This window comes from Acetonema longum DSM 6540 (assembly GCF_000219125.1).
GTDB lineage: Bacteria > Bacillota > Negativicutes > Sporomusales > Acetonemataceae > Acetonema > Acetonema longum.
The window spans coordinates 1-20,456 of the sequence record NZ_AFGF01000290.1 but is presented as its reverse complement, the minus strand read 5'-3'; the positions used below and the strand labels follow the sequence as shown (position 1 = coordinate 20,456).

The window sequence follows — 20,456 nt, the reverse complement described above, 5'->3', positions numbered from 1 at the left end:
CCCTGTCGTGTTGACGACTTTTATAATATAGCATAACAATATAGAAACTGTCAAGCCAGTCCGATGCAAATTAATTTTGTCAAATTATGCTATCCTACGCACCGGGATTTTATTATACCATTAAAATGTAAGGCATGTCAACAAACGAGATGAAAAATTCAGATTATTTAACCCCCTATAAATCTATAAATATTAAAGAAAGTGGATCGCTCTCCGTTAAAGCGACCCACTCTTTATATGACATACTATCGGATTCAACTTCTATGACCTGATATTTTCTGAATGAGCCCGCCCACAGGAGGCTAAAGTGACGCAGATGGGCCTTTTCACGGTCCCGTTAATCTGAATCGGCCTTCTTATCCACCACTGCCAAAGCTCCTACTTTATCATTTTCGCCAATCCGCATCATGCGCACACCTTGGGTGCTGCGGCCCTGGGTGGGGATTTCGTCCGCTTCCATGCGGATGATGATTCCGTCGGTGGAAATCAGCATGATTTCCTGACCAGGCTTAATCATCTTGATCCCGATCACTTGTCCGGTTTTGTCGGTGACTTTGTGATTAATGACTCCCTTGCCGCCGCGGGTCTGGACACGATATTCATCCACCGCGGTCCGCTTACCGTAGCCTTCGGCAGTTACCGTCATGATTTCGGTTCCCTTGGTGGCGACTTCCATGCCTATGACCATGTCGGTTTTCTCCAGGGAAATGCCTTTTACGCCGCGGGAGGAACGTCCCATAGTCCGTACGTCTTTCTCGGAAAACCGGATGGCAATGCCTTCACTGGTGCCGATGATTACCTCCTGCTGGCCATTGGTCATCTTCACGGCGATCAGGTCGTCGCCTTCATCCAGGATAATGGCAATCAGACCGCCTTTGCGGGCGGTATCGAATTCAATGACCTCGGTCTTTTTCACGATACCATTGCGGGTGGTCATGAACAGGTAACGTTGGTTGCTGAATTCTTTCACAGGAATCACGGCAGTGATCAGTTCCTCACCTTCCAAAGGCACCAGATTGACAATAGCCGTGCCTTTAGCCGTACGCCCCGCGGCATCGGTGATTTCATACCCTTTCAGGCGATATACCCGGCCTTGATTCGTGAAGAACAGGATATTATGATGGGTCGTGGCGATAAAAAGATGTTCCACGAAATCCTCTTCCTTGGTCCCCATGCCGGTAACGCCCCGTCCGCCCCGCTTCTGACTGCGATAGGTGTCGATGGGCATCCGCTTGATATAGCCGTTATGGGTAATGGTAATAATGATGTCTTCTTCGGCAATCAGGTCCTCGACCTCCAGCTCGGAAACATCACTGGTAATTACAGTGCGGCGTTCGTCGCCAAAACGTTTTTTCACATCCAGCAATTCTTCCCTGATGATCTGCAGGACTTTCGCTTCATCCGCCAGCACTGACTCCAGCCACTCAATGGTTTCGAGCACATCTTTATATTCCTGCTCGATTTTTTCCCGTTCCAGACCGGTTAGCCGCTGCAGACGCATCTCCAGAATGGCCTGGGCCTGCTTTTCGCTCAGGGAAAAGTTGGCTATCAGCGCCTCTCTGGCAATATCTACGGTCCGGGATCCCCGAATGGTGGCAATCACTGCATCCAAATGATCCAAGGCAATTTTCAGGCCTTCTAAGATATGGGCTCTGGCTTTGGCCTTGTCCAGCTCGAATTGAGTGCGCCGCACAATGACTATTTTCTGATGTTCCAGGTAATGATACAGTACCTGCTGCAAATTCAGCACCTGAGGCCTGCCCTTGACCAGAGCCAGCATGTTCACGCCGAAGGTGTCCTGCAGTTGGGTGTGTTTATAAAGCTGGTTCAAGATGACATCGGCATTAACATCACGGCGAAGTTCGATGACGATCCGCATGCCACTCCGGTCACTCTCGTCCCGCAGGTCGGTGATTCCATCAATGGTTTTGTCTCTGACCAGATGGGCAATGGCTTCCACCAGCCTGGCTTTATTGACCTGATAGGGAATCTCGGTGACCAGGATCCGGTACTTGCCGTTGGACATCTTTTCAATGCGGGCCTGGGCCCGCATCTTGACCGAACCGCGGCCGGTCAGGTAGGCCTGCCGTATCCCTTCTTTGCCCAGGATCAGACCGCCGGTGGGAAAATCCGGCCCTTTGATGCTAAGCATGAGATCCTTAATCGTGACTTCCGGATTGTCGATCATCATCACCAGAGCATCGATCACTTCACTCAGATTATGGGGCGGAATATTGGTGGCCATGCCCACGGCGATGCCGGCCGAGCCGTTGACCAGCAGATTGGGGATCTTTGCCGGCAGTACGGTGGGTTCTTCCAAAGATTCATCATAGTTGGGCGTGAAGTCCACGGTATTTTTATCAATGTCCGCCAGCATCTCCTCGGCAATGCGGGACATGCGCACCTCGGTATACCGCATGGCTGCAGCTGAGTCGCCGTCTACCGAACCAAAATTCCCATGACCATCCGCCAGCAGATAGCGGGTGGAAAAATCCTGGGCCAGCCGCACGATGGCGTCATAGACTGAACTGTCACCGTGGGGATGATATTTACCCAGCACTTCACCGACGATACGGGCTGATTTTTTGTAGGGCTTATTGGAATACATGCCAGCCTCTTGCATAGCATAAAGAATCCGCCTGTGAACAGGCTTCAGGCCGTCCCTGACATCTGGCAGCGCCCGCATGACTATGACGCTCATGGCATAGTCGATGTAAGAGTTTTTCATCTCTTCGTCTATTCGTATCGGCAGAACCTTACCTTGTCCGAATTCCATTGCCTCACCTCAAACATTCTATCCTTATAGTCTGCCTAAATCCTTAATTTCTATCAGCTTTTTACGGCCGCCGGCGTTTCGGTCCTGTCACAAACCGGGCGATCGCCCGCCTCATCCGTCAGCCAGCCGGCAATCTTACGGTGGGGCCCTCCGAAGGGGATGGCGGACAGAGATCCCTTATCGAGCCAGAGACAGTCCGCCGTTTGGGGCAAAGGCCTTTTGCCCCGGGCACGTACCCGGTACGCGGTAATGTGCCAGGCCCGGTGGCTGAAAATGTGACTGAACTGCCGCCAGGACTGCCAGGACTCTAGTTCCTGATTCAGTTCCCGGAAAAGCTCCGGCAATAAGACGCCTGGATCGCCTACGGTCATGTCCCGGGTGGGGAACTCCCACATTCCGGCCAGCATCCCTTTATCCGGCCGTTTTCTCACCAGCAGACTGCCCTCAGACTCCAGGACCCCGACTGCCACCTGAACCGGAATCGGGTCCTTCTTTTTGCGTTTAACCGGAAGCTGCCCGGTCAGGCCCCGGACATATCCGATACAGCAATTTTGCAGAGGGCAGGTCTGACAGCGAGGCTCCCCGGGAATGCATACCGCCGAGCCTAAGTCCATAACCGCTTGATTAAAATCGCCGGCCCGCCCTTGCGGCATCACGGCTTTCACCAGGCCGGCAATGCGTTTTTTGGTTTTGGTTTGATCGACCGCCTCAAGGATGGCAAACAGCCGGCTGAAAACCCTGAGCACATTGCCATCCACCGCTGGTTCCGGCTGATTATGGATAATGCTCAACAAAGCTCCGGCCGTATAATCGCCGATTCCCCGTATGCCGCTGATCTCGATACGATTCGCCGGAATCTGTCCGCCGTATTGGGCCTGTACCTCTCTGACCCCCTGATGCAGATTGCGGGCCCGGGAATAATAGCCCAAACCTTGCCACTCATGCAAAACAGCCTCTTCCGGGGCTGCGGCCAGGTCCTCCAGAGTCGGGAACCGGGCGATAAACCGTTCATAATAGGGGATAACCGCCTCCACCCGGGTCTGCTGCAGCATGACCTCAGATACCCAAACCTTGTAGGGATCTTTATCCTGCCGCCAGGGCAGTTTCCGGCCATAAATATTATACCAGTCCAGTAACCGGCCGGATATCTCCGCGGCCATTTCCGGCGCCTCACCGACATCCGGTCCGGTCTCAGCCCACATATTGCATTCTCGTTTCCTCATTTCCCGTTTCGTGCTTCAATACAGGCAATCAATAATAGTGTAATATAATTCAATTCTGTTCTTTCACAAAAATTCCTGCCTGCCATGGCGCTATCCGCCAGATATGCCAGCGATTCCTATATATGGGAATTAAGGCGCGATCCGCTTCGCGCCTTAATTCAGGTCCATCGTCTTTAACCGCCCAACTGGGTGATTTTCTTTTTGGCTGTTTCCACGTCCGGATTTTCGGGCGGGGCATGCTCCACGAACAGTTTGTAGTTTTGGACGGCATCCGCCGTAAAGCCGGCTTGCTGGTACAAAGCCGCTTTATAAAAATAAATGTAGGGATCCAGACCCGGGTTCAGCTTGAGGGCTGCATCATAATCGGCGACGGCTTCGGTGGCTTTTCCCAGCTTGCGATACGCATCCGCCCGATTTTTATGAACTTCGGCAACCTGGGGTTTCAGGGCCAAGGCTTTGTTATAGTCGATAATAGCTCTGTCATACTCGCCCATGGCGAAATAGGTCTGTCCCCGGCTCTGATAGGCGAACACGTAGTCTGAATTCAGGGTCAAAACCTTGTTGAAATCCTCCAGGGACAGGTCATACCGGCCTTTGTCCCGGTAAACGTCTCCCCGGTTAATATAGGCCAGTTTAAATCCGGGACGCAGTTCAAGCGCTTGGGAAAAGTCGGCAATCGCCTGGTCATGCATTCCTTTGGTCCAGTAGACCAGGCCCCGGTTACGGTAGGCGATGGCATTGCGGGGATTAATTTCAATAGCAAGAGAATAGTCGGCGATGGCCTGATCTCTGAGCCCCCGGTTGCTGTAGGCATTCCCCCGGTTATTGTAGGCGTGGATATAGCGGGAGTCAATATCCAGGGCCTTACTGTAATCGGCGATAGCCTGATCATAATTGCCCTGGGCATAATAGCAGCGGCCCCGCCGGTCGTACGCCGCCGCGCTGCTGGGGTTTAACTCCAGGGCTTTATTAAAATCAGCAATAGCCTCCCCATAGCGTTTTTGCAGCTGGTATAAATCTCCCCGGTTATTATATGCATGGACATAGTCCGGATCAATCTCCAGTGCCTTGTTATAATCAGCCAGAGCTGCTTCCGGCTTACCGGTTTCAGCGTAAACCAACCCCCGGCTGTTATAAACCTGCACCGAGCGGGGGTCCAGTTCAATCGCCCGGTTGTAGTCGCGCAGTGCCTGGTCCCACTGTTCCAGGGCAAAGAATACATTGCCCCGTTCAAACAGAGAGGGCACATGACGCGGGTTCAGTTCCAGGGTCTTGGTATAATCACGCACGGCCTGTTCGTAGTTTTCCTTAGAGGCTTGCACCAACCCACTCTGATAATAAGCTTCCCAATATTTCCGATTCAGGGCGATAACCTTGTTAAAATCAGTCAATGCCTGATCATACATTTTTCGGGCCCGGAAGGCGAGTCCACGGCTATAGAATGCCTTGGGATTGGCTGCATCCAGTTGGATGGAGCGGGTGAAATCCGCTATCGCCTCAACATACTTCCCCCGGGTGTAATAAATATTGCCGCGTTGAAGATATGCGCCGGCATGGCTGGAATCCAGTCCGATAGCCCGGCTAAAATCGCTCATCGCCTGCTCGTGCTGCCCCATAATGTAGTAAAAATTGCCCCGTTCGTAAAAGTCGTTGGCGTCTTGCGGCTCGCTGACCGTAGCCGCAAGAGCGACATGAGTGAACGCCAATACGATTACCATCACAAACAGAACCTGTACCAGTTTCCACTTCATGCAGATACCCTCCATCAATGAAATAGATGCCAAATATGATGCCATATGTTGTATGCCGTTCTACGTTTTTTAAGTATATATATTCCATCAATTGTGCAAAATTTCCTGCACATCTTAATCTCGGCGTCATAACCGGCTATATTATTTCTCACTTGGCCCAGCCGACCCGTACAGCAACGCGCCCGGCAGCTGCCCCGATAGTAATCGTTCCATGGTGGCGGAACAATGTTCTTTTATATCGCACCTATTAATTCGTATATTCATCTGGCGAATGCAAAAACTCATACACAGCCCCGAAATCAGTAATAGTCTTCTCATCTCATATCAATTTTGGAATTGACAGAGACAAGCCATCCATATATAATAGCTATGTATACAATGTACTGTGTATAAATAATTACATTTGTGTTTTGTTGAAGGACAACCGGAGGGCGCCCCCTATATCATCTGGGCACGAAACCGGGTGTCCACCGGACTGATGAGATTCTATAAATTATTAACAACATGACGAGGAGGAGAACAACAATGAAACAATGGCTCTGCGGACTTGTTGCAATATCCCTGCTGGCCTCAGTCGCAGCCGGCTGTGGCGGCAAGCAGGAATCAGGGCAAGACGCCAAGGAAATCCGGATAGGCGCAAATTTTGAAATGACCGGCGGGGTCGCCCAGTATGGCCAGTCTGCCGCTAACGGAATCAAGCTGGCTGTTAAAGAGGCCAACGCAGCCGGAGGCATTCTCGGAAAGCAGATTGCATTGATTGTCGCCGACAATAAGTCGGAGCCGGCCGAATCAGCCAATGCCGCAACCAAGCTAATTACTCAGGACAAAGTGGTGGCCCTGCTCGGCCCTGCATCCAGTTCTAACGTTTTAGCAGCATTGTCGGTGGCATCCGACTATAAAGTGCCTTTGTTGACGCCAACCGGAACAAATCCGCGCATTACAATTGAAAACGGCAAGCTGAAAGAATTCGCTTTTCGCTCCTGTTTCATTGATCCGTTCCAGGGAACAGTTATGGCTAACTTTGCCGCAAAAGAGCTTATGGTAAAAACCGCCGCCATTTATTATGACAGTTCATCGGATTATTCCAAAAGCCTGACCCAGGTTTTCGAAGAGTCTTTTGCCAAAAACGGCGGCAAGGTCCTGGCCAAAGAAGCCTTTTTGCAAAAGGATCAGGATTTCAAATCGGCTCTTACCAAGCTAAAAGCCAGCAATGCGGAGGTCATTTATATTCCGGCTTATTATGAAGAAGTCAGCAAAATTGTAAAGCAAGCCAGGGAATTAGGAATCACCTCTCCGCTGTTAGGCACGGATGGCTGGGATTCGCCCAAACTGACGGAGATCGCCGGCGCAGCCGCTCTGAATAATACTTTCTTCAGTAATCATTATTCGTCTCAGGGCCAAGACCCCCGCGTTCAAAAGTTTGTTGCAGACTACAAGCAGGAATACGGGCAGGAGCCTGATACCTTCGCTGTCCTGGGATATGACGGCGCCCTGATGCTGATTGACGCCATCAAGCGGGCCAACAGCACCGAACCGGTCAAGATTAAAGAGGCTTTAGCCCAGACCCGCGATCTGCAGGTTCTGACCGGCGTACTGTCCCTCGACCAAAACCATGACCCGGTCAAGAGCGCTGTGGTCGTAGAAATGAAGGACGGCAAGCAGACATTTAAGGCTAAAGTGAATCCGTAAAAGGATCCGTTGCAATATTAGAAAACCGGCCGGGGATGACCCGGTCGGTTCTTTTAGTATTGCGGCAGGCATTTTTTTATCCGAAAATACGGATAAGGATTGATTTTCGCTGGCAATCACGCTATTATATAAACAGGCTGGCACTCATCAATACAGAGTGCTAACAATATCCAGACAGTAAAGGAGAGTTCCAAATGACGCCAGAATCAAGCACCCGGCAGACCCGTGAATTTCAGGCGGAAACAAAGCAGCTTTTGGACTTGATGGTCCACTCCATTTATACTAACCGGGAGATTTTTTTGCGGGAGCTTATCTCTAACGCCTCAGATGCCATTGACAAAGTCCGGTTTGAGTCCCTGACCAATCACGACCTGTTAGAAGGAGACTCTGACTTTGAAATTTTTCTCATCCCGGATGAAAGCAGCCATACGCTGACCATTTCGGATAACGGCATGGGCATGACCCGTGACGAAGTGGTGGAAAACATCGGCACCATCGCCAAATCAGGCACCAAAGCCTTTGCGGCCAAGCTGAAGGACCAGAGCGCCAGCCCCCAGGAGCTGATCGGCCAATTTGGCGTAGGCTTTTATTCGGCATTTATGGTGGCCAGCAAGGTAACCCTCGTGACCCGCGCCCCCGGCCAAGCCAAAGGAGTCAAATGGGAATCCGTCGGCGATGGTACATATACCATTGAAGAGTGTGACAAGGAAAAACGCGGCACTACCATCATCCTAACTTTAAACGACGAGTTTCACAGCCCTGAACAGTCGGAGGAAAATTTCCTGAACCGCTATACGCTGCAAAACCTGGTGAAAAAATACTCCGACTATATCCGCTATCCCGTCAAGATGAACTTCGTTAAAGAAGAAAAGCCCCGTGACGCTGAAGGCAAGATCATCGAAGACGCACCGGCTACCCAGACAGTGGAGGTCCGCACCCTAAACTCCATGACTCCACTTTGGACCCGTAACAAAAATGAAATTAAGCCGGAAGAATATCACCTGTTCTATAAAGACCTGTTCCACGACTGGGAAGACCCTCTGGAGGTCATCCACGCCAAGGCCGAAGGTACAGTGGAATATACCACCCTCTTGTTTATCCCTTCCCGGGCCCCCTTTGATTTCTATCAGCCAGAGTCTGCCGCCGGCCTCCGTCTCTATTCCAAGCATGTATTTATTATGGACAACTGCAAAGACCTGCTGCCGGAATACTTGCGTTTCGTTCGGGGATTGGTGGATTCGCCGGATTTCTCCCTGAACATTTCCCGGGAAATTCTGCAGCACAGCAGGCAATTGAAACTGATCGGCAAAAACCTGGAGAAAAGCGTCTTAAAAACCTTAGAGAATCTGCTGCAAAAAGACCGGCCCAAGTACGAAAAGTTCTGGCATGAATTCGGCCGGGCCCTCAAAATCGGGGTATACGCTGACCGAAGCAGTCAGGACAAACTGAAAGACCTGTTGCTGTTCCCGTCTTCCCAGGGAGCCGACACCTTAACCACTCTGACTGATTACATCAAACGGATGCCGGAAAAACAAAAAGTTATCTATTACGCCACCGGCAAAGACTATTCCGCAGTGGAACGGTTGCCGCAAATGGAGCTCCTGCGGGAAAAAGGCATTGAAGTGCTATATCTCTTTGACCGGGTTGACGAGTTTACCATCGAGGCCTTGCAGGAGTACAACGAGAAGAAATTCCAGTCAGTCAGCCGGGGCGACCTGCAGCTGGACGAATTCGACTCCCCGGAAGCCAAAAAAGACACCGAGGCTATCTATAAAGAAAATGAATCCCTGATCAAAGCTGTCAAAGAGCAGCTGAACGGCAAGATATCCGATGTCAAAATCAGCAGCCGTTTGAAATCCAGCGCGGTCTGTCTTGTCAGCGACAATCAGGGCATCAGCCTGTCCATGGAGCAAATCCTGTCGGAAATGCATCAATCCATGTTTAAGGCCAATCGCATCCTGGAGCTGAACCCTGACCACGAAGTGTTCACCGGACTGAAACATCTTTATGAAACATCCCCCGGCTCGGAAACATTCCAGGAATATTGCGGTTTATTATATGACCAGGCCTTGCTGATGGAAGGCATCCTGCCGGAAGACCCCATCGGCTTTGCCAACAAGGTATCCCGCCTAATGGCCCGCCAGGAGAAATAGCAGCCGGAGCGCAGGAAAGTCCCTTCGTCACCTGATACAAACCAAAAGGGCGTGACACAAAGCGTATCAAAACGCAATGTGCCACGCCCTTTTAATTCACGCAAGAGTGTACGAAAACTTAAATTTCGCAGTATTGAGTTCGTGTGATCATAAAACTGGAGCATAGAAGAGACGCAGAAGGGGAGGACACGCAAACCGGCTTTTATATAAAATTATTGATTATTTATAATTTTATATATATTATTAGAATAATACAAGAGAAATCCGCAATAAAATATATAATTTTATATATAGACAGGTGAGTAATATGCATCCCATTTTACAGTCATATATTCCGATAGCAAATATGATCACCCAGACATTCGGGACAGCGTGAATGAGGTATATGCGGAGTTTTTTGGCGGCCATAAACCGGCAAGAATCGTTGTTCCGGTCAGTGAGCTCCATTTCGGATGTATGGTAGAAATCGAAGCGATTGCGGAGGTTGACGAACAATGAGATACGTTTGCGCCAATTGCAAAACTTCAGCAGAAGTAACGACTCGCGCCGCTAAGTGCGACTGTGGGGGCCTTTGGAAGTTGGATTACCAGCCGCCGAAGTTCGATTTGTCTTTAGTGGACCGTGAGACCTGGAGCATTTTCCGTTATCGCGCCTTTATGCCTTTGGAGGGGGAGTATTGGCGTGAAATCAGCTTGGGCGAAGGGATGACTCCCATTGTTCCCTTTGGGGAAGATGTGCTTTTGAAAATGGATTTTTTTATGCCGACTCTGTCTTTTAAGGACAGAGGCGCCGCCGTGTTGATTTCCCATTGCAAAGCCATCGGTGTAGAGTCCGTTGTACAGGACAGCAGCGGCAATGCGGGAAACAGCGTGGCGGCCTATTGCGGCAATGCGGGTATTGACTGTGAAATTTTTGTACCGGAAGGCACATCGCCGAAAAAGATCGATATGATCAAAGCCCATAAGAGCCGGATCAATGTTGTCCCCGGTTCGCGGGATCACTGCGCCGACGTCTGCCGGAATAAAGTGGTTAAGGAAGGAAAGTATTACGCGAATCATGTTTATAATCCATTCTTTTACCAAGGAACAAAGACTTATATTTATGAAATCTATGAACAATTGCGTCGAATTCCGGCTAATATTGTGCTTCCTCTGGGCAACGGCACGCTGGTCATTGGAGCGATCAAAGGGCTGGAAGAGCTGCTGTCAAGCGGCGTAATTGAAAAAATGCCCCAGATCATTTTAGTGCAAAGCGAGTATTGCGATCCGTTCATCCAAGCCGTGCAAACCAAAGCAAACAAGGCCGCCATGAAGACTCCCCTCAAACCGACCATGGCGGAAGGAATCGCCATTGGCGCGCCGATGCGCAGTGAAGAAATTCTTGAATATATCTACAAATACGCTATCCATCTGATTGCCGCGCCGGAGGACCGAATCCTGGAAGCCAGAATGGCTCTTGCCGCCCGGGGAATTTACTGTGAACATACAACGGCAGCCAATTACGCTGCCTATCTAAAATATTGCGAAGTGTACGGAAAGACCTCTGATTGTTTGATTCCCATGTGCGGCGCAGGGCTTAAATCTGACCATTGAAAGGTTGCTATCAGCCGATTGAAGATATGAAAGAATGTGGCTTTATGCTCTCACCGTATCAATCGATTGACACCCCTGCCTTACTAATCGATATCGATGTAGCGAAAGAGAATATCGCAAAAATGCAAAGACTGGCCAATCAACTCGGCGTAAAACTGCGTCCTCATATTAAAACCCATCTGTATGATAAAGCTTATTTTGTTTCCAGAGGACGGAGCCTTAAGGAGCACCCGATTCTTTGCCGCAGTAAAACTCAATAAAAGCCTCTTGCTTTAGTCGAAGCAGGATGAAAAAGAAGCCTTAATTCTTTGCATTGAGTTGAGGCTTCTTTTAATTTGAATTTTTTGCTTGAGGATTCAGGTTGATGGATGAACGGGACCATCGATATGCTTATTCTCGTTCTCGGTTTGAAGATTACCCTGAGTTTTTTCATTATGCTTCTTCTCGCGCTTCTGTTCCATCGAGTCATTTGCGTTTTTTTTGTTCAACGCGCTCACCTCCGACATTAGCTTTTTCGAAGAAAGGATGCTTTATACTACGTGAGAAATAATTGTAATTTGGCGCAGCCTGGAAATGATCCGTCATGGAGATTGGTTGAGTGATTTAGGTCCCGGAGCCGGGAAACAGGGCGGGAAAATCATATTCGAGGGAACACCGAAGGATTTGCTAAGCAATCAGTTACCGGCGTTGATTTAAAGCAGTATTTAGTTTCATAAATTAATATCCCGGTCAAAGCAATTTCTAAACTTAGCTCTCGATTTAATATATGGAATTGAACCGGAGCCATAAATGGTTAAGGTGAACGGTCAAGTATCCGAAAAGCCAGCTTTCGGCCGGAAGCTGGCTTTTCTTTGCGTACGACTTTAACCTCTACATTTTAACATAATCATAACCGAATATGAAAACTGCAGGCGGAGGGCGCCATCAATCTTGGGCACCCTAACCCATTACTTGATTAAGGTTCTCCCGTGACCATCTGATATCTTCATTCTTAGTGTGTCAAGGTTTAAATACAGTATTGTAATTACAATACTGCTATATACTGATGAACGGAATCTACTATAGGTAATTTTCAAAATAACCTGACAGAAATGTTTGGGCTGAAACCCGCTGAAAGCAAGGGCAGCATTCCCGCCGGAATGCTGCCCTTGCTTTCATACAGGTCCTTTTTTAGTCTATCAAACGGATCTGTTTAATAATCAATAAAAGAAGAAGAAGTTGGCTGCGATGATGGTAATCAGCGCCCCGAGCATCGGGATGGCAGTGCGTTTTACCACATCAAAGGGGGATACTCCGCCCATGCCGGAAGCTACCACGATAACCGCCGTGATCGGCGAGATGGCCCGGGCCGCGCTGGCGGCAAAGTGCATGGGAAGCAGCATCACAACCGGCGCTACTGACATTTTGGCAGCAACGGTCGGTGTTAAGGCAGCAAAGGCAAAGAACGGCGCATTGCCGGATCCCATGACCACCGACGACACCGCGATGATGCCGATCATGACCAAAATCATGCCGACCGCGCCAAAACCGGAATTCTGAGCTGACGCAATAATGGCATCAATAGTACCGATAGTGACCAGGCCTTTGGCAAAGGTTTCACCGGCTACAATCAGCGTAATTACATTGGCCATCTGCAAGCCGAGACCATCGAAGAAGGACTGAATATCGCCCAGAACTTTTTTCCCGTCCCGCAGACGGACATATTCGAAAATCATGCCGACCGACACACCAATAAACATCGCTTTGATAATATCCATCTTAATCCAGTCAATCCACAGGCTGCTGAAAATCAGGATTAATGCCAGCGGCAGGGCAGGGAGGATGGCGTAAATCATCGGCGGCAGTTTCTCATCGGTTTCAGCTGTGACAATTTCGCTGGTCTGGACAACATGGTTGTCACGCTTGTCAAACCATTTTTGAACAACATAGTGGAGAACCGCCACCACCGGTATGACCACAGCGGCAATCGGCACCTGGTAGTTTGTCCAGTACAGAACCGGATCAATGCCGGCAGTCGTCGCCGACAGAATAGTGCCGGTGTCGCTGGGACTCCAGTCCAGGCAAAGAGTGGTGGCAATAGCGGCGGTAGCGGACAAACGGCTGACGCCAAGGCTGACGAGGATGGGGAACATGGTAACCATCAGCAGCATAGCCAGTCCTGAGGCGCTGTTGATGCACAATCCCAGCAGCATGCCCAGAACCCAGCCGCCGGACAGCACCAGATAAGGAGAGCGGAGCGCCAAAAGCGGTTTGATGGTCAGTTTAACCAAAGCTTTGCTGGCGCCAATATGGTCCATGTAGCGGGCAAAGCCGCCTACAGCCATAATGTTGAGGCCAAGACCAGCTGCCCTGGAACTCATGGTTTGCTTGATAAATTCGTAGGCATCGAAAATAACTGACCCGGTACTTTGTTTTGCCGGCAGAATGGCGCCAAAACCCATCAATACGGCCGTAAACATCAGGACTAAACCGGCTATAAATAAAACGGGCTGAGGCTTATACTTTTTAACGATCAGGAAACCGACCCAAAAAGTGATGATGAGCGATATGACAATATTCAATATGATGCCTCCTTTATTCTTTCCCCTTCTTTTCTTTACCCTTCCAGGCTACCTACAAGGCTCGCGCCTCGTTCACCGGACTTCCTGCCAGCCTTTTATGTCGGTAATACCCAATCCGGGCGCATCGGGCAGGATGATCCGGTCTTTATCGAAGCTCACGCCCCCTACAACCGGGTCCTCGGCCAACAATACGGCAGCGTCCAGGTCCGACTTGACGATAATCTGCTTGCCGGCTGCAAGGCTGGCAGCGGCGGTAATGCCAATCTTACTTTCCAGCATACAGCCCATCATGCAGCGAATCCCCATCGTAGCAGCCATGTCGGCGATTTTAACGGCATTATGCAGGCCGCCCGCCTTCATCAATTTGATATTGATCAGGTCACAAGCCTCCATGGCCAGCAATTGGAATACCTCGTAAGTTCCAAAAGCTGATTCATCTGCCATGATGTCGGTTTCCACCTGTTGGGTAACATATTTAAGCCCGTGAAAATCATGGGCTTTTACCGGTTGCTCAATCAATTCAATCCCGATCCCCCGGTCCTCGAAGCGACGGATGGTCCGGACGGCTTCTTTCGGCGTCCAGCCCTGATTGGCATCCAGACGAATTAAAATATCCGGGCCCACTGCCTCTCGTATCGCCTGTACCCGCTGAATATCCAGCGCGGCATCGTTGCCCACTTTGATTTTCAGCGCTGTATAGCCTGCTGCAATCGCCTCCAGGGAATCCCGTACCATTTCCTCCGGCCCGTTGAGACTGATCGTCAGGTCCGTAGTCATCTCGCTGCGGTAGCCGCCAAGCAGTTTGTACAGCGGCAGCCCATACCGTTTACCGAATAAATCATACACAGCGATGTCCAAAGCTGCTTTCGCCGATTGATTATGCAGCATAGACGTATCCAGAACAGTCATGATTCCTTCCAGATGATCGACTTCCATACCAATCAGTTTCGGCCCGATGGTATCGCGAATCGCTCCAATGATCGAATCCTGGCTGTCACCGGTAATGACTGCCGTAGGCGGGGCGTTGCCAAATCCGATTTCACCGGAGTCAGCGATCACTTTAACGACAATGTCTTCCGCTGAATTCACCTGACGCAAGGCTGTTTTAAAGGGCTTCTTGAGTGGAATACTGACTTTGCCGATTTTTATCTCCCTGATCTTCATGTGTCACTCTCCTTTGTGCGATTCATTGACTACATCCGCCATAAAAAAAACAGCAGAGTAAACCTTCCTGCCATGCAAAGGCTTTGCCCGCCGGATTCCATTTATGCCTACGCTAGGGTTTGTCTGCTAAGCGCACATATAAACGAAGCAGCCCTGTATCAACAGGATTCTAAAGATTCCGAAATAGATAATTTACCATATTCTGAAAAATTTCTTATGCACACCGTATTTATTTTTACACCAGATCTATTAATTCGTCAAAACTGGCTATTTTCCTTTTATTTCGAAAAAATATCAGGCTGAAAGAGGCGGGAATTTTTTCGGACGATAACCGTAATAAAAGTTCAATGACTATATATTGTTATTTTGTTCTGATAGGTATACAATATATAGTATAGCAAGCTTTTCTTTGAACAGATACCACAGGTGGGGAGGAACCGTCGCTTATGAAAATTGTAAAACGGCAGGGGAATTTGGTGGAATTTAATCCGGCCAAAATTAAACACGCCATTGAAAAAGCAATGTCCGAGACAAAAAGCGGCATTGATGAGTCCCTCAGCGCATCCATTGCCGCCGGGATTGAGTCCGCCTTGGCGGAACGGGCCGCCTGGCCCAGTGTGGAAGAGATTCAGGACATGGTGGAAGATCGTTTGATGGACAGTCCTCGCAAGGATGCAGCCAAACAGTATATTCTCTATCGCTGGGACCGGGAAAAGGTCCGTAAGCAAATCAAGAAAAGTGAATATGTCATGATCACTGACGAGTTTATCAGCCAGTATAAACATCTGCAGCCACCTTTGGGCCAATTAGGCAATTTCGTGTATTACCGCACCTATTCCCGTTATCTGCCCCAGTCAGGACGGCGGGAGTATTGGTGGGAAACAGTGCGCCGCGCCGTTGAATACAATACCTCCCGGGTGCCGACCTCCAGAGAAGAGGCCGAAAAACTATTCGACAACATTTTTTATCTGCGGCAGTTTCTGTCCGGCCGGACCTTTTGGGTGGGAAACACAGCGGCGTCCGCAGAATACCCCATGGCCAACTATAACTGCGCCTTTGCCATACTGGATTCATTCCAGGCCTTTAAAGACCTGTTTTATCTCCTGATGATCGGCGCCGGCGTCGGTGTACGCGTTTTAAAGAATGACGTGGCTTCCATCCCCAAAGTACATGCCGGCTATGAACTCATTCACCGGGATGACGCGCCGGTGGCGCCGGATGAGAGGGAGGACAACACCTGTCTCACTTTTCAAAACGATACCGTCCAAGTCCGGGTCGGTGACAGTAAAGAGGGATGGGTGCAGGCCCTGGGATTTTTCTTTGAACTGATCAGCCGCCATGAATATAAGAAGATCAAAACCATCATCATGGACTATTCCCACGTACGGCCCAAAGGGGAAAGGCTGAAGACCTTCGGCGGCACCGCCAGCGGCCATGAAAGCCTGAAGACCATGTTCCGCAAGATCGACAGGATCATCCGCCGCCGCTGCGGCGAAGACGTCGGACAAGTCAGGCTCAGACCCATCGACTGCCTGGACATTGCCACGATCATCGGGGAAAATGTAGTGTCTGGCGGCGTGCGCCGCACAGCCGAAATGGTGATTATCGACCCTGAGGGTGCAGACTGCATTGAAGCCAAGTCGCAGTTATATAAACAAGTGGATGGCAAGTGGGTGGTCAATCCCGATTTGGTGCACCGGCAAATGAGCAATAACTCCATTTACTACAGCCAAAAACCGTCCCGTCAGCAGCTTCACTGGCAAATCAGTCGCATGCGCTATTCCGGGGAGCCGGGCTGGATCAATGCCGAGGCTGCGGGTAAACGCCGTCCGAATATGAATGGAGTGAACCCCTGCGGTGAAATTTTATTAGACTCCAAAGGACTGTGCAATTTAACCACCGTGAACGTGTACGGCTTTATCCGGCCCGACGGTCTGGATATAGCCGGGCTGCTGGCCGCTCAGCGCCTGTCAGCCAGAGCAGCTTACCGCATGACCTGCGTGGAACTGGAGCTGCCGGACTGGGACCGGGTACAGCAGCGGGACAGACTGATCGGCTGCTCCCTGACCGGCTGGCAGGATATGGTCAATGCCCTGGCCATGAGCCGTGAAAACCAGGCTGAGCTGCTGGCGAAACTGCGCCAGACGGCAAAAGAGGCAGCCGTAGAATATGCCAAAGAACTGGGGCAAAACGAACCTCTGTTGGTCACAACCATCAAGCCGGAAGGCACCTTAAGCCAGCTGCCCGCCGTATCCAGCGGGGTGCACTACGCGCACGCCCCGTATTACATTCGCCGCGTGCGGGTCAGCAGCCAGGATCCTTTGGCCAAGGTCTGCGAAGAACTGGGTTACCCGGTATACCCGGAAGTCGGCCAGACCTGGGAAGCCTGCATGACCAAAGTCATTGAATTCCCGGCTAAAGCACCGGCGGGAAAAACCAAATATGAGGCTTCGGCCATTGAACAGCTGGAAAACTACCGGCTGTTTATGAGCCATTATGTGGACCATAACTGCTCCATTACTATATCGGTGCGTCCTGACGAATGGGAAACAGTGGAAGAGTGGGTGTGGACCCACTGGGATGATATTGTAGCCATATCCTTCATTCCGTTAGATGACAGTTTCTATGAGCTCCTCCCCTATGAAGCCATCTCCCGGGAACAATACGAAAGCCGTCTGGCAGCCATGAAACCGTTTGTGCCTTCTTTATTGGCAAAATATGAACGGGAAGAAGAGGTTTATGAACCGGACAATGATAACTGCGAGAATGGCGTCTGCCCCGTTCGCTAGGCTTTTCGGCGTCTCTGTCAAAAATCGAAATATCCTGTTTCATTTTCTCTAAAAATATGATACCATATGAGCGGAGTAAACTGGAACTGCCATTGGCGTCGGTATTCGTGCAAGAAACTGAACGGGCAGATTTCTGGCCTTGCTCCGGAGCATCGACTTATATCCTGCTATAGGAATAAGAACGGAGGGAATTAACCATGGAAAAAGTAGGAACCTTGAGTCATCCCAACAAATTTGGCAGCAGACAGATCGCCGTAGTCGGCATGCTGTCTGCCATCTCGATTCTCCTCGGCCTTTCCGGATTCGGATTCATTCCGCTGCCTATGGCCAAGGCCACGATTATGCATATACCGGTCGTAATCGGCGCCATTCTGGAAGGTCCCCTGGTAGGGGCCATGATCGGATTGTTGTTTGGCTTGTTCAGTATTGTGCAGAACCTGACTACGCCAAATATCCTGTCCTTTGCGATTATTAACCCTTTGGTTTCCGTATTGCCGCGTGTACTGATCGGCATCACCGCTTATTATGCTTATAAATACACTGCAGGCAGGGAAAGTTTTCGCATCGCCTTCAGCGCTGCCGTAGGATCTCTGACCAATACATTCGGCTTTTTGACCATGATTTACCTGTTATATGCAGCCGAATTCGCCGCTACCAGAGGGATCGGAATAGACGCAGCCGCCAAGGTTATCTATGGAATTGCGCTGGTGAACGGGTTGCCGGAAGCCATTATCTCGGTGCTGATCTGCATACCGGTCATCCTGGCCATACAAAAAAACCAAAAAAACCTGATTGGAATTGAGTTTTTTGAACCTGTTTACCGGATGCCGGTGGACAGGTTTTTTGTTTGATAAGCTTGACCGACGAAACAAAGGGGGCTGCCCGACAAAACGGGTGACCCCTATAAAACCGGATAAATCGAATTGTGATAATCAGAAAAGGATGTAGAGAAATAACTGCTCTATTTCTTGATCCATTTTGCACTCCTCCGCTGGAACAACGTTACATGCACATTTTGGTTGATTTCAGCGAACTGCCCAGGCGATATTCGATAGCAATCTGCATCTGTCACATTTATAATCAAATATTCCATGCAAAGATTCCTGAAGCAGCCATTCATGATGGCAGGACGGGCACTTGATTTTTAATTCCGACTGTTTACTTCTGCCGGAAACTCTAAGTAAATAGTAATAGACCGGTATCCCTGTGTCGGCGGTAATCTTTTGACAAATATCAATGCCCCTTTGCGACAGACTGCTATCATGTTTCGATAGCTGCGCTATCCCAAACTTTTCTCCTGTTGCGCAATTTATTTGCAGCGTGTCGCATGCTTTATAGTCGCTTTCCCAACTAAGGATCTCCGAATATTGATCATCCTGGGTTGCCGGTATCCGATACAAAGGAATTGTCCCAAAGCACTCCCCGCAACGTAAAGGCGCCTCGTGTGAAAGATAGGTCGTATAAAGAATAAATGACTTTGTCTGGGTGCAACTACATACTGATGCACATTCCGGCTCGCAGCCAATTATCTTCCAAGAGTACTCAATAGCTAACTTTTTAAGCTGAGTTAGAGCCTTTAGCACATAAGAATTTGCTCTTTCTGTATTCAAGGCATCAGGCTCAGGAATCAATACAAAAGAGCGAAATTCGTTGCCCTGATAGGCGATAGGGTACTCCCGCCCTACTATCTGACCGTTCATACGTAAATCATGTAGTAGAAATTCCAGTGCTTCTTGAATTTGATCGTTACTTGCCATTTCTTCTGGTTGAACAAATTTAAGCTCTGCAACAAACATTGACCAATCTCCTCTTGTCCTTATGCTTATGCTTTTTTCGACCTGCACAGGTTGCCAGTTTTGTTATGCTCGCGTAATTACACTTTGACTAATCTTTGTCAATCTGGCTCGGCGATATCTCTGTTATATTTTTAATTGGCCGCTGAATATCTTCCGCTTTTCGGGCATGGTCACCTCTATTTTTGAGGATATCATTTTACCGCCTACTCGCCAATAGAACGTCTCTCTGAGTCTCCAATGTTGTCGGCAACCACGTCCCCGCGACAATGAAGGGATTTAAGATTAGTCGGGGAGAACTATATTATTTAGTAACGGCACAAAGTGTAGGGTGGATGAGACAACTCACAAGAATCAGCACGGTAAAATAGTGAAAACAAATAACAGGGTTTTGTCAGGCGAATCATCTCAGGAAGTTATTATAAAGGAAAAAGAAGGGTGGCCACATGGAAAACAATAATCTTGCGGCTGATGTTCCTAGTATTACTCCAGAAATTGTCATGGTGAACGGATTGATCCCCAAAGCTTATTTTCTGAAACGAATTGGTGCCTATATAATTGACGCCATAGCACTCATTGGCATTGGGATAGTGGGACTATTGATCAGTCGTTTATTTGAAAGGCAAACATTTGATATATTATCGCTCATAGTATGTATTTCCTTGCCAGTATACTACCTTACGAAAGATGCTCTGTTTAGTGGTCAAAGCCTAGGGAAGAAAGCTTCAAGGCAAATGGTTATTCATATTTCATCGGGTAAGCCATGCTCGTTATGGCGATCGGTTTTACGAAACATCATCCTTTGGGTTCCCGGCATCGTATTTATTGAATTTTTTATGGCGTTTGCAACAAAAAGCGGACGACGTATAGGGGATTATCTTGCAGGAACGCAAGTTATTGACACTATGTTCTATATTCGCTAATAGAAAATCAGGATTTAGTAATCGAAGTTCCTGCAGATACTT

At 49.3% G+C, this 20,456-nt stretch carries 14 protein-coding genes; 8 read left to right on the top strand and 6 right to left on the bottom strand.

Annotated features, from left to right (window positions below; all coding sequences use genetic code 11):
• Window positions 1–337: 337 nt before the first annotated feature.
• From gyrA to ALO_RS20365, 3 genes are all read right to left on the bottom strand, one after another.
• Entirely contained in the window at window positions 338–2,776 is a 2,439-nt protein-coding gene (gyrA, locus tag ALO_RS20375) for a DNA gyrase subunit A (RefSeq protein ID WP_004100129.1), read from the bottom strand.
• A 53-nt stretch (window positions 2,777–2,829) separates the two neighbouring features.
• Window positions 2,830–3,978, bottom strand: a complete 1,149-nt coding sequence (gene mutY / locus ALO_RS20370; RefSeq protein WP_004100126.1) for an A/G-specific adenine glycosylase — start codon at window positions 3,976–3,978, stop codon at window positions 2,830–2,832.
• A 194-nt stretch (window positions 3,979–4,172) separates the two neighbouring features.
• Window positions 4,173–5,750, bottom strand: a complete 1,578-nt coding sequence (locus tag ALO_RS20365) for a tetratricopeptide repeat protein (protein WP_004100124.1) — start codon at window positions 5,748–5,750, stop codon at window positions 4,173–4,175.
• Window positions 5,751–6,275: 525 nt separating this feature from the next.
• Here ALO_RS20365 and ALO_RS20360 point away from each other — a divergent pair.
• The 5 genes from ALO_RS20360 to ALO_RS22970 all read left to right on the top strand — a co-directional run bounded on the left by ALO_RS20360 (window position 6,276) and on the right by ALO_RS22970 (window position 11,444).
• Window positions 6,276–7,439: an ABC transporter substrate-binding protein gene (locus tag ALO_RS20360; protein ID WP_004100122.1), complete on the top strand. Its 1,164-nt coding sequence runs from the start codon at window positions 6,276–6,278 to the stop codon at window positions 7,437–7,439.
• Window positions 7,440–7,633: 194 nt separating this feature from the next.
• Window positions 7,634–9,592, top strand: coding sequence for a molecular chaperone HtpG (gene htpG / locus ALO_RS20355; protein ID WP_004100120.1), 1,959 nt, complete (start codon window positions 7,634–7,636; stop codon window positions 9,590–9,592).
• A 372-nt stretch (window positions 9,593–9,964) separates the two neighbouring features.
• The gene (locus ALO_RS21625) at window positions 9,965–10,090 is read left to right on the top strand and encodes a RidA family protein (RefSeq protein WP_238528351.1); all 126 of its coding nucleotides are present in this window, start codon (window positions 9,965–9,967) and stop codon (window positions 10,088–10,090) included.
• Window positions 10,087–11,184 carry a threonine synthase gene (locus ALO_RS20350; RefSeq protein WP_040294057.1) on the top strand — a complete coding sequence of 366 codons (1,098 nt, stop codon included), beginning with the start codon at window positions 10,087–10,089 and terminating at the stop codon, window positions 11,182–11,184. The genes ALO_RS21625 and ALO_RS20350 overlap by 4 nt, the downstream gene beginning before the upstream one ends.
• A gap of 26 nt (window positions 11,185–11,210) precedes the next feature.
• Window positions 11,211–11,444 carry a hypothetical protein gene (locus ALO_RS22970; RefSeq protein ID WP_202945827.1) on the top strand — a complete coding sequence of 78 codons (234 nt, stop codon included), beginning with the start codon at window positions 11,211–11,213 and terminating at the stop codon, window positions 11,442–11,444.
• A gap of 939 nt (window positions 11,445–12,383) precedes the next feature.
• Here the strand turns inward: ALO_RS22970 and dcuC are convergent.
• Complete coding sequence (gene dcuC, locus ALO_RS20345; protein ID WP_040294056.1) at window positions 12,384–13,748, bottom strand: C4-dicarboxylate transporter DcuC; 1,365 nt, start codon at window positions 13,746–13,748, stop codon at window positions 12,384–12,386.
• 69 nt (window positions 13,749–13,817) lie between these two features.
• Window positions 13,818–14,909 (bottom strand): mandelate racemase/muconate lactonizing enzyme family protein, encoded by a 1,092-nt coding sequence (locus tag ALO_RS20340; RefSeq protein ID WP_004100107.1) that lies wholly within the window; start codon window positions 14,907–14,909, stop codon window positions 13,818–13,820.
• 446 nt (window positions 14,910–15,355) lie between these two features.
• Between ALO_RS20340 and nrdJ the strand changes: the two genes are divergently transcribed.
• Window positions 15,356–17,698, top strand: a complete 2,343-nt coding sequence (gene nrdJ / locus ALO_RS20335) for a ribonucleoside-triphosphate reductase, adenosylcobalamin-dependent (protein WP_004100105.1) — start codon at window positions 15,356–15,358, stop codon at window positions 17,696–17,698.
• Between the two features lie 197 nt (window positions 17,699–17,895).
• Window positions 17,896–18,549, top strand: a complete 654-nt coding sequence (locus tag ALO_RS20330; protein ID WP_004100096.1) for an ECF transporter S component — start codon at window positions 17,896–17,898, stop codon at window positions 18,547–18,549.
• 174 nt (window positions 18,550–18,723) lie between these two features.
• On the opposite strand, the gene ALO_RS20325 is transcribed toward ALO_RS20330, so the two are convergent.
• Window positions 18,724–19,494 (bottom strand): DUF2310 family Zn-ribbon-containing protein, encoded by a 771-nt coding sequence (locus ALO_RS20325; RefSeq protein WP_004100094.1) that lies wholly within the window; start codon window positions 19,492–19,494, stop codon window positions 18,724–18,726.
• A 443-nt stretch (window positions 19,495–19,937) separates the two neighbouring features.
• On the opposite strand from ALO_RS20325, the gene ALO_RS20320 reads away from it, so the two are divergent.
• Entirely contained in the window at window positions 19,938–20,414 is a 477-nt protein-coding gene (locus ALO_RS20320; protein WP_004100092.1) for an RDD family protein, read from the top strand.
• The last annotated feature ends 42 nt before the right edge of the window (window positions 20,415–20,456 follow it).

Excerpts from the sequence above, each read along its gene's own strand:
- ALO_RS20325 (WP_004100094.1), bottom strand. The coding sequence starts at position 19,494 with ATGTTTGTTGCAGAGCTTAAATTTGTTCAACCAGAAGAAATGGCAAGT.
- ALO_RS20350 (WP_040294057.1), top strand. The coding sequence starts at position 10,087 with ATGAGATACGTTTGCGCCAATTGCAAAACTTCAGCAGAAGTAACGACT.
- ALO_RS20360 (WP_004100122.1), top strand. The coding sequence starts at position 6,276 with ATGAAACAATGGCTCTGCGGACTTGTTGCAATATCCCTGCTGGCCTCA.
- gyrA (WP_004100129.1), bottom strand. The coding sequence starts at position 2,776 with ATGGAATTCGGACAAGGTAAGGTTCTGCCGATACGAATAGACGAAGAG.
- ALO_RS22970 (WP_202945827.1), top strand. The coding sequence starts at position 11,211 with ATGAAAGAATGTGGCTTTATGCTCTCACCGTATCAATCGATTGACACC.
- htpG (WP_004100120.1), top strand. The coding sequence starts at position 7,634 with ATGACGCCAGAATCAAGCACCCGGCAGACCCGTGAATTTCAGGCGGAA.
- ALO_RS20340 (WP_004100107.1), bottom strand. The coding sequence starts at position 14,909 with ATGAAGATCAGGGAGATAAAAATCGGCAAAGTCAGTATTCCACTCAAG.
- ALO_RS20365 (WP_004100124.1), bottom strand. The coding sequence starts at position 5,750 with ATGAAGTGGAAACTGGTACAGGTTCTGTTTGTGATGGTAATCGTATTG.
- mutY (WP_004100126.1), bottom strand. The coding sequence starts at position 3,978 with ATGTGGGCTGAGACCGGACCGGATGTCGGTGAGGCGCCGGAAATGGCC.
- nrdJ (WP_004100105.1), top strand. The coding sequence starts at position 15,356 with ATGAAAATTGTAAAACGGCAGGGGAATTTGGTGGAATTTAATCCGGCC.
- ALO_RS20320 (WP_004100092.1), top strand. The coding sequence starts at position 19,938 with ATGGAAAACAATAATCTTGCGGCTGATGTTCCTAGTATTACTCCAGAA.
- ALO_RS20330 (WP_004100096.1), top strand. The coding sequence starts at position 17,896 with ATGGAAAAAGTAGGAACCTTGAGTCATCCCAACAAATTTGGCAGCAGA.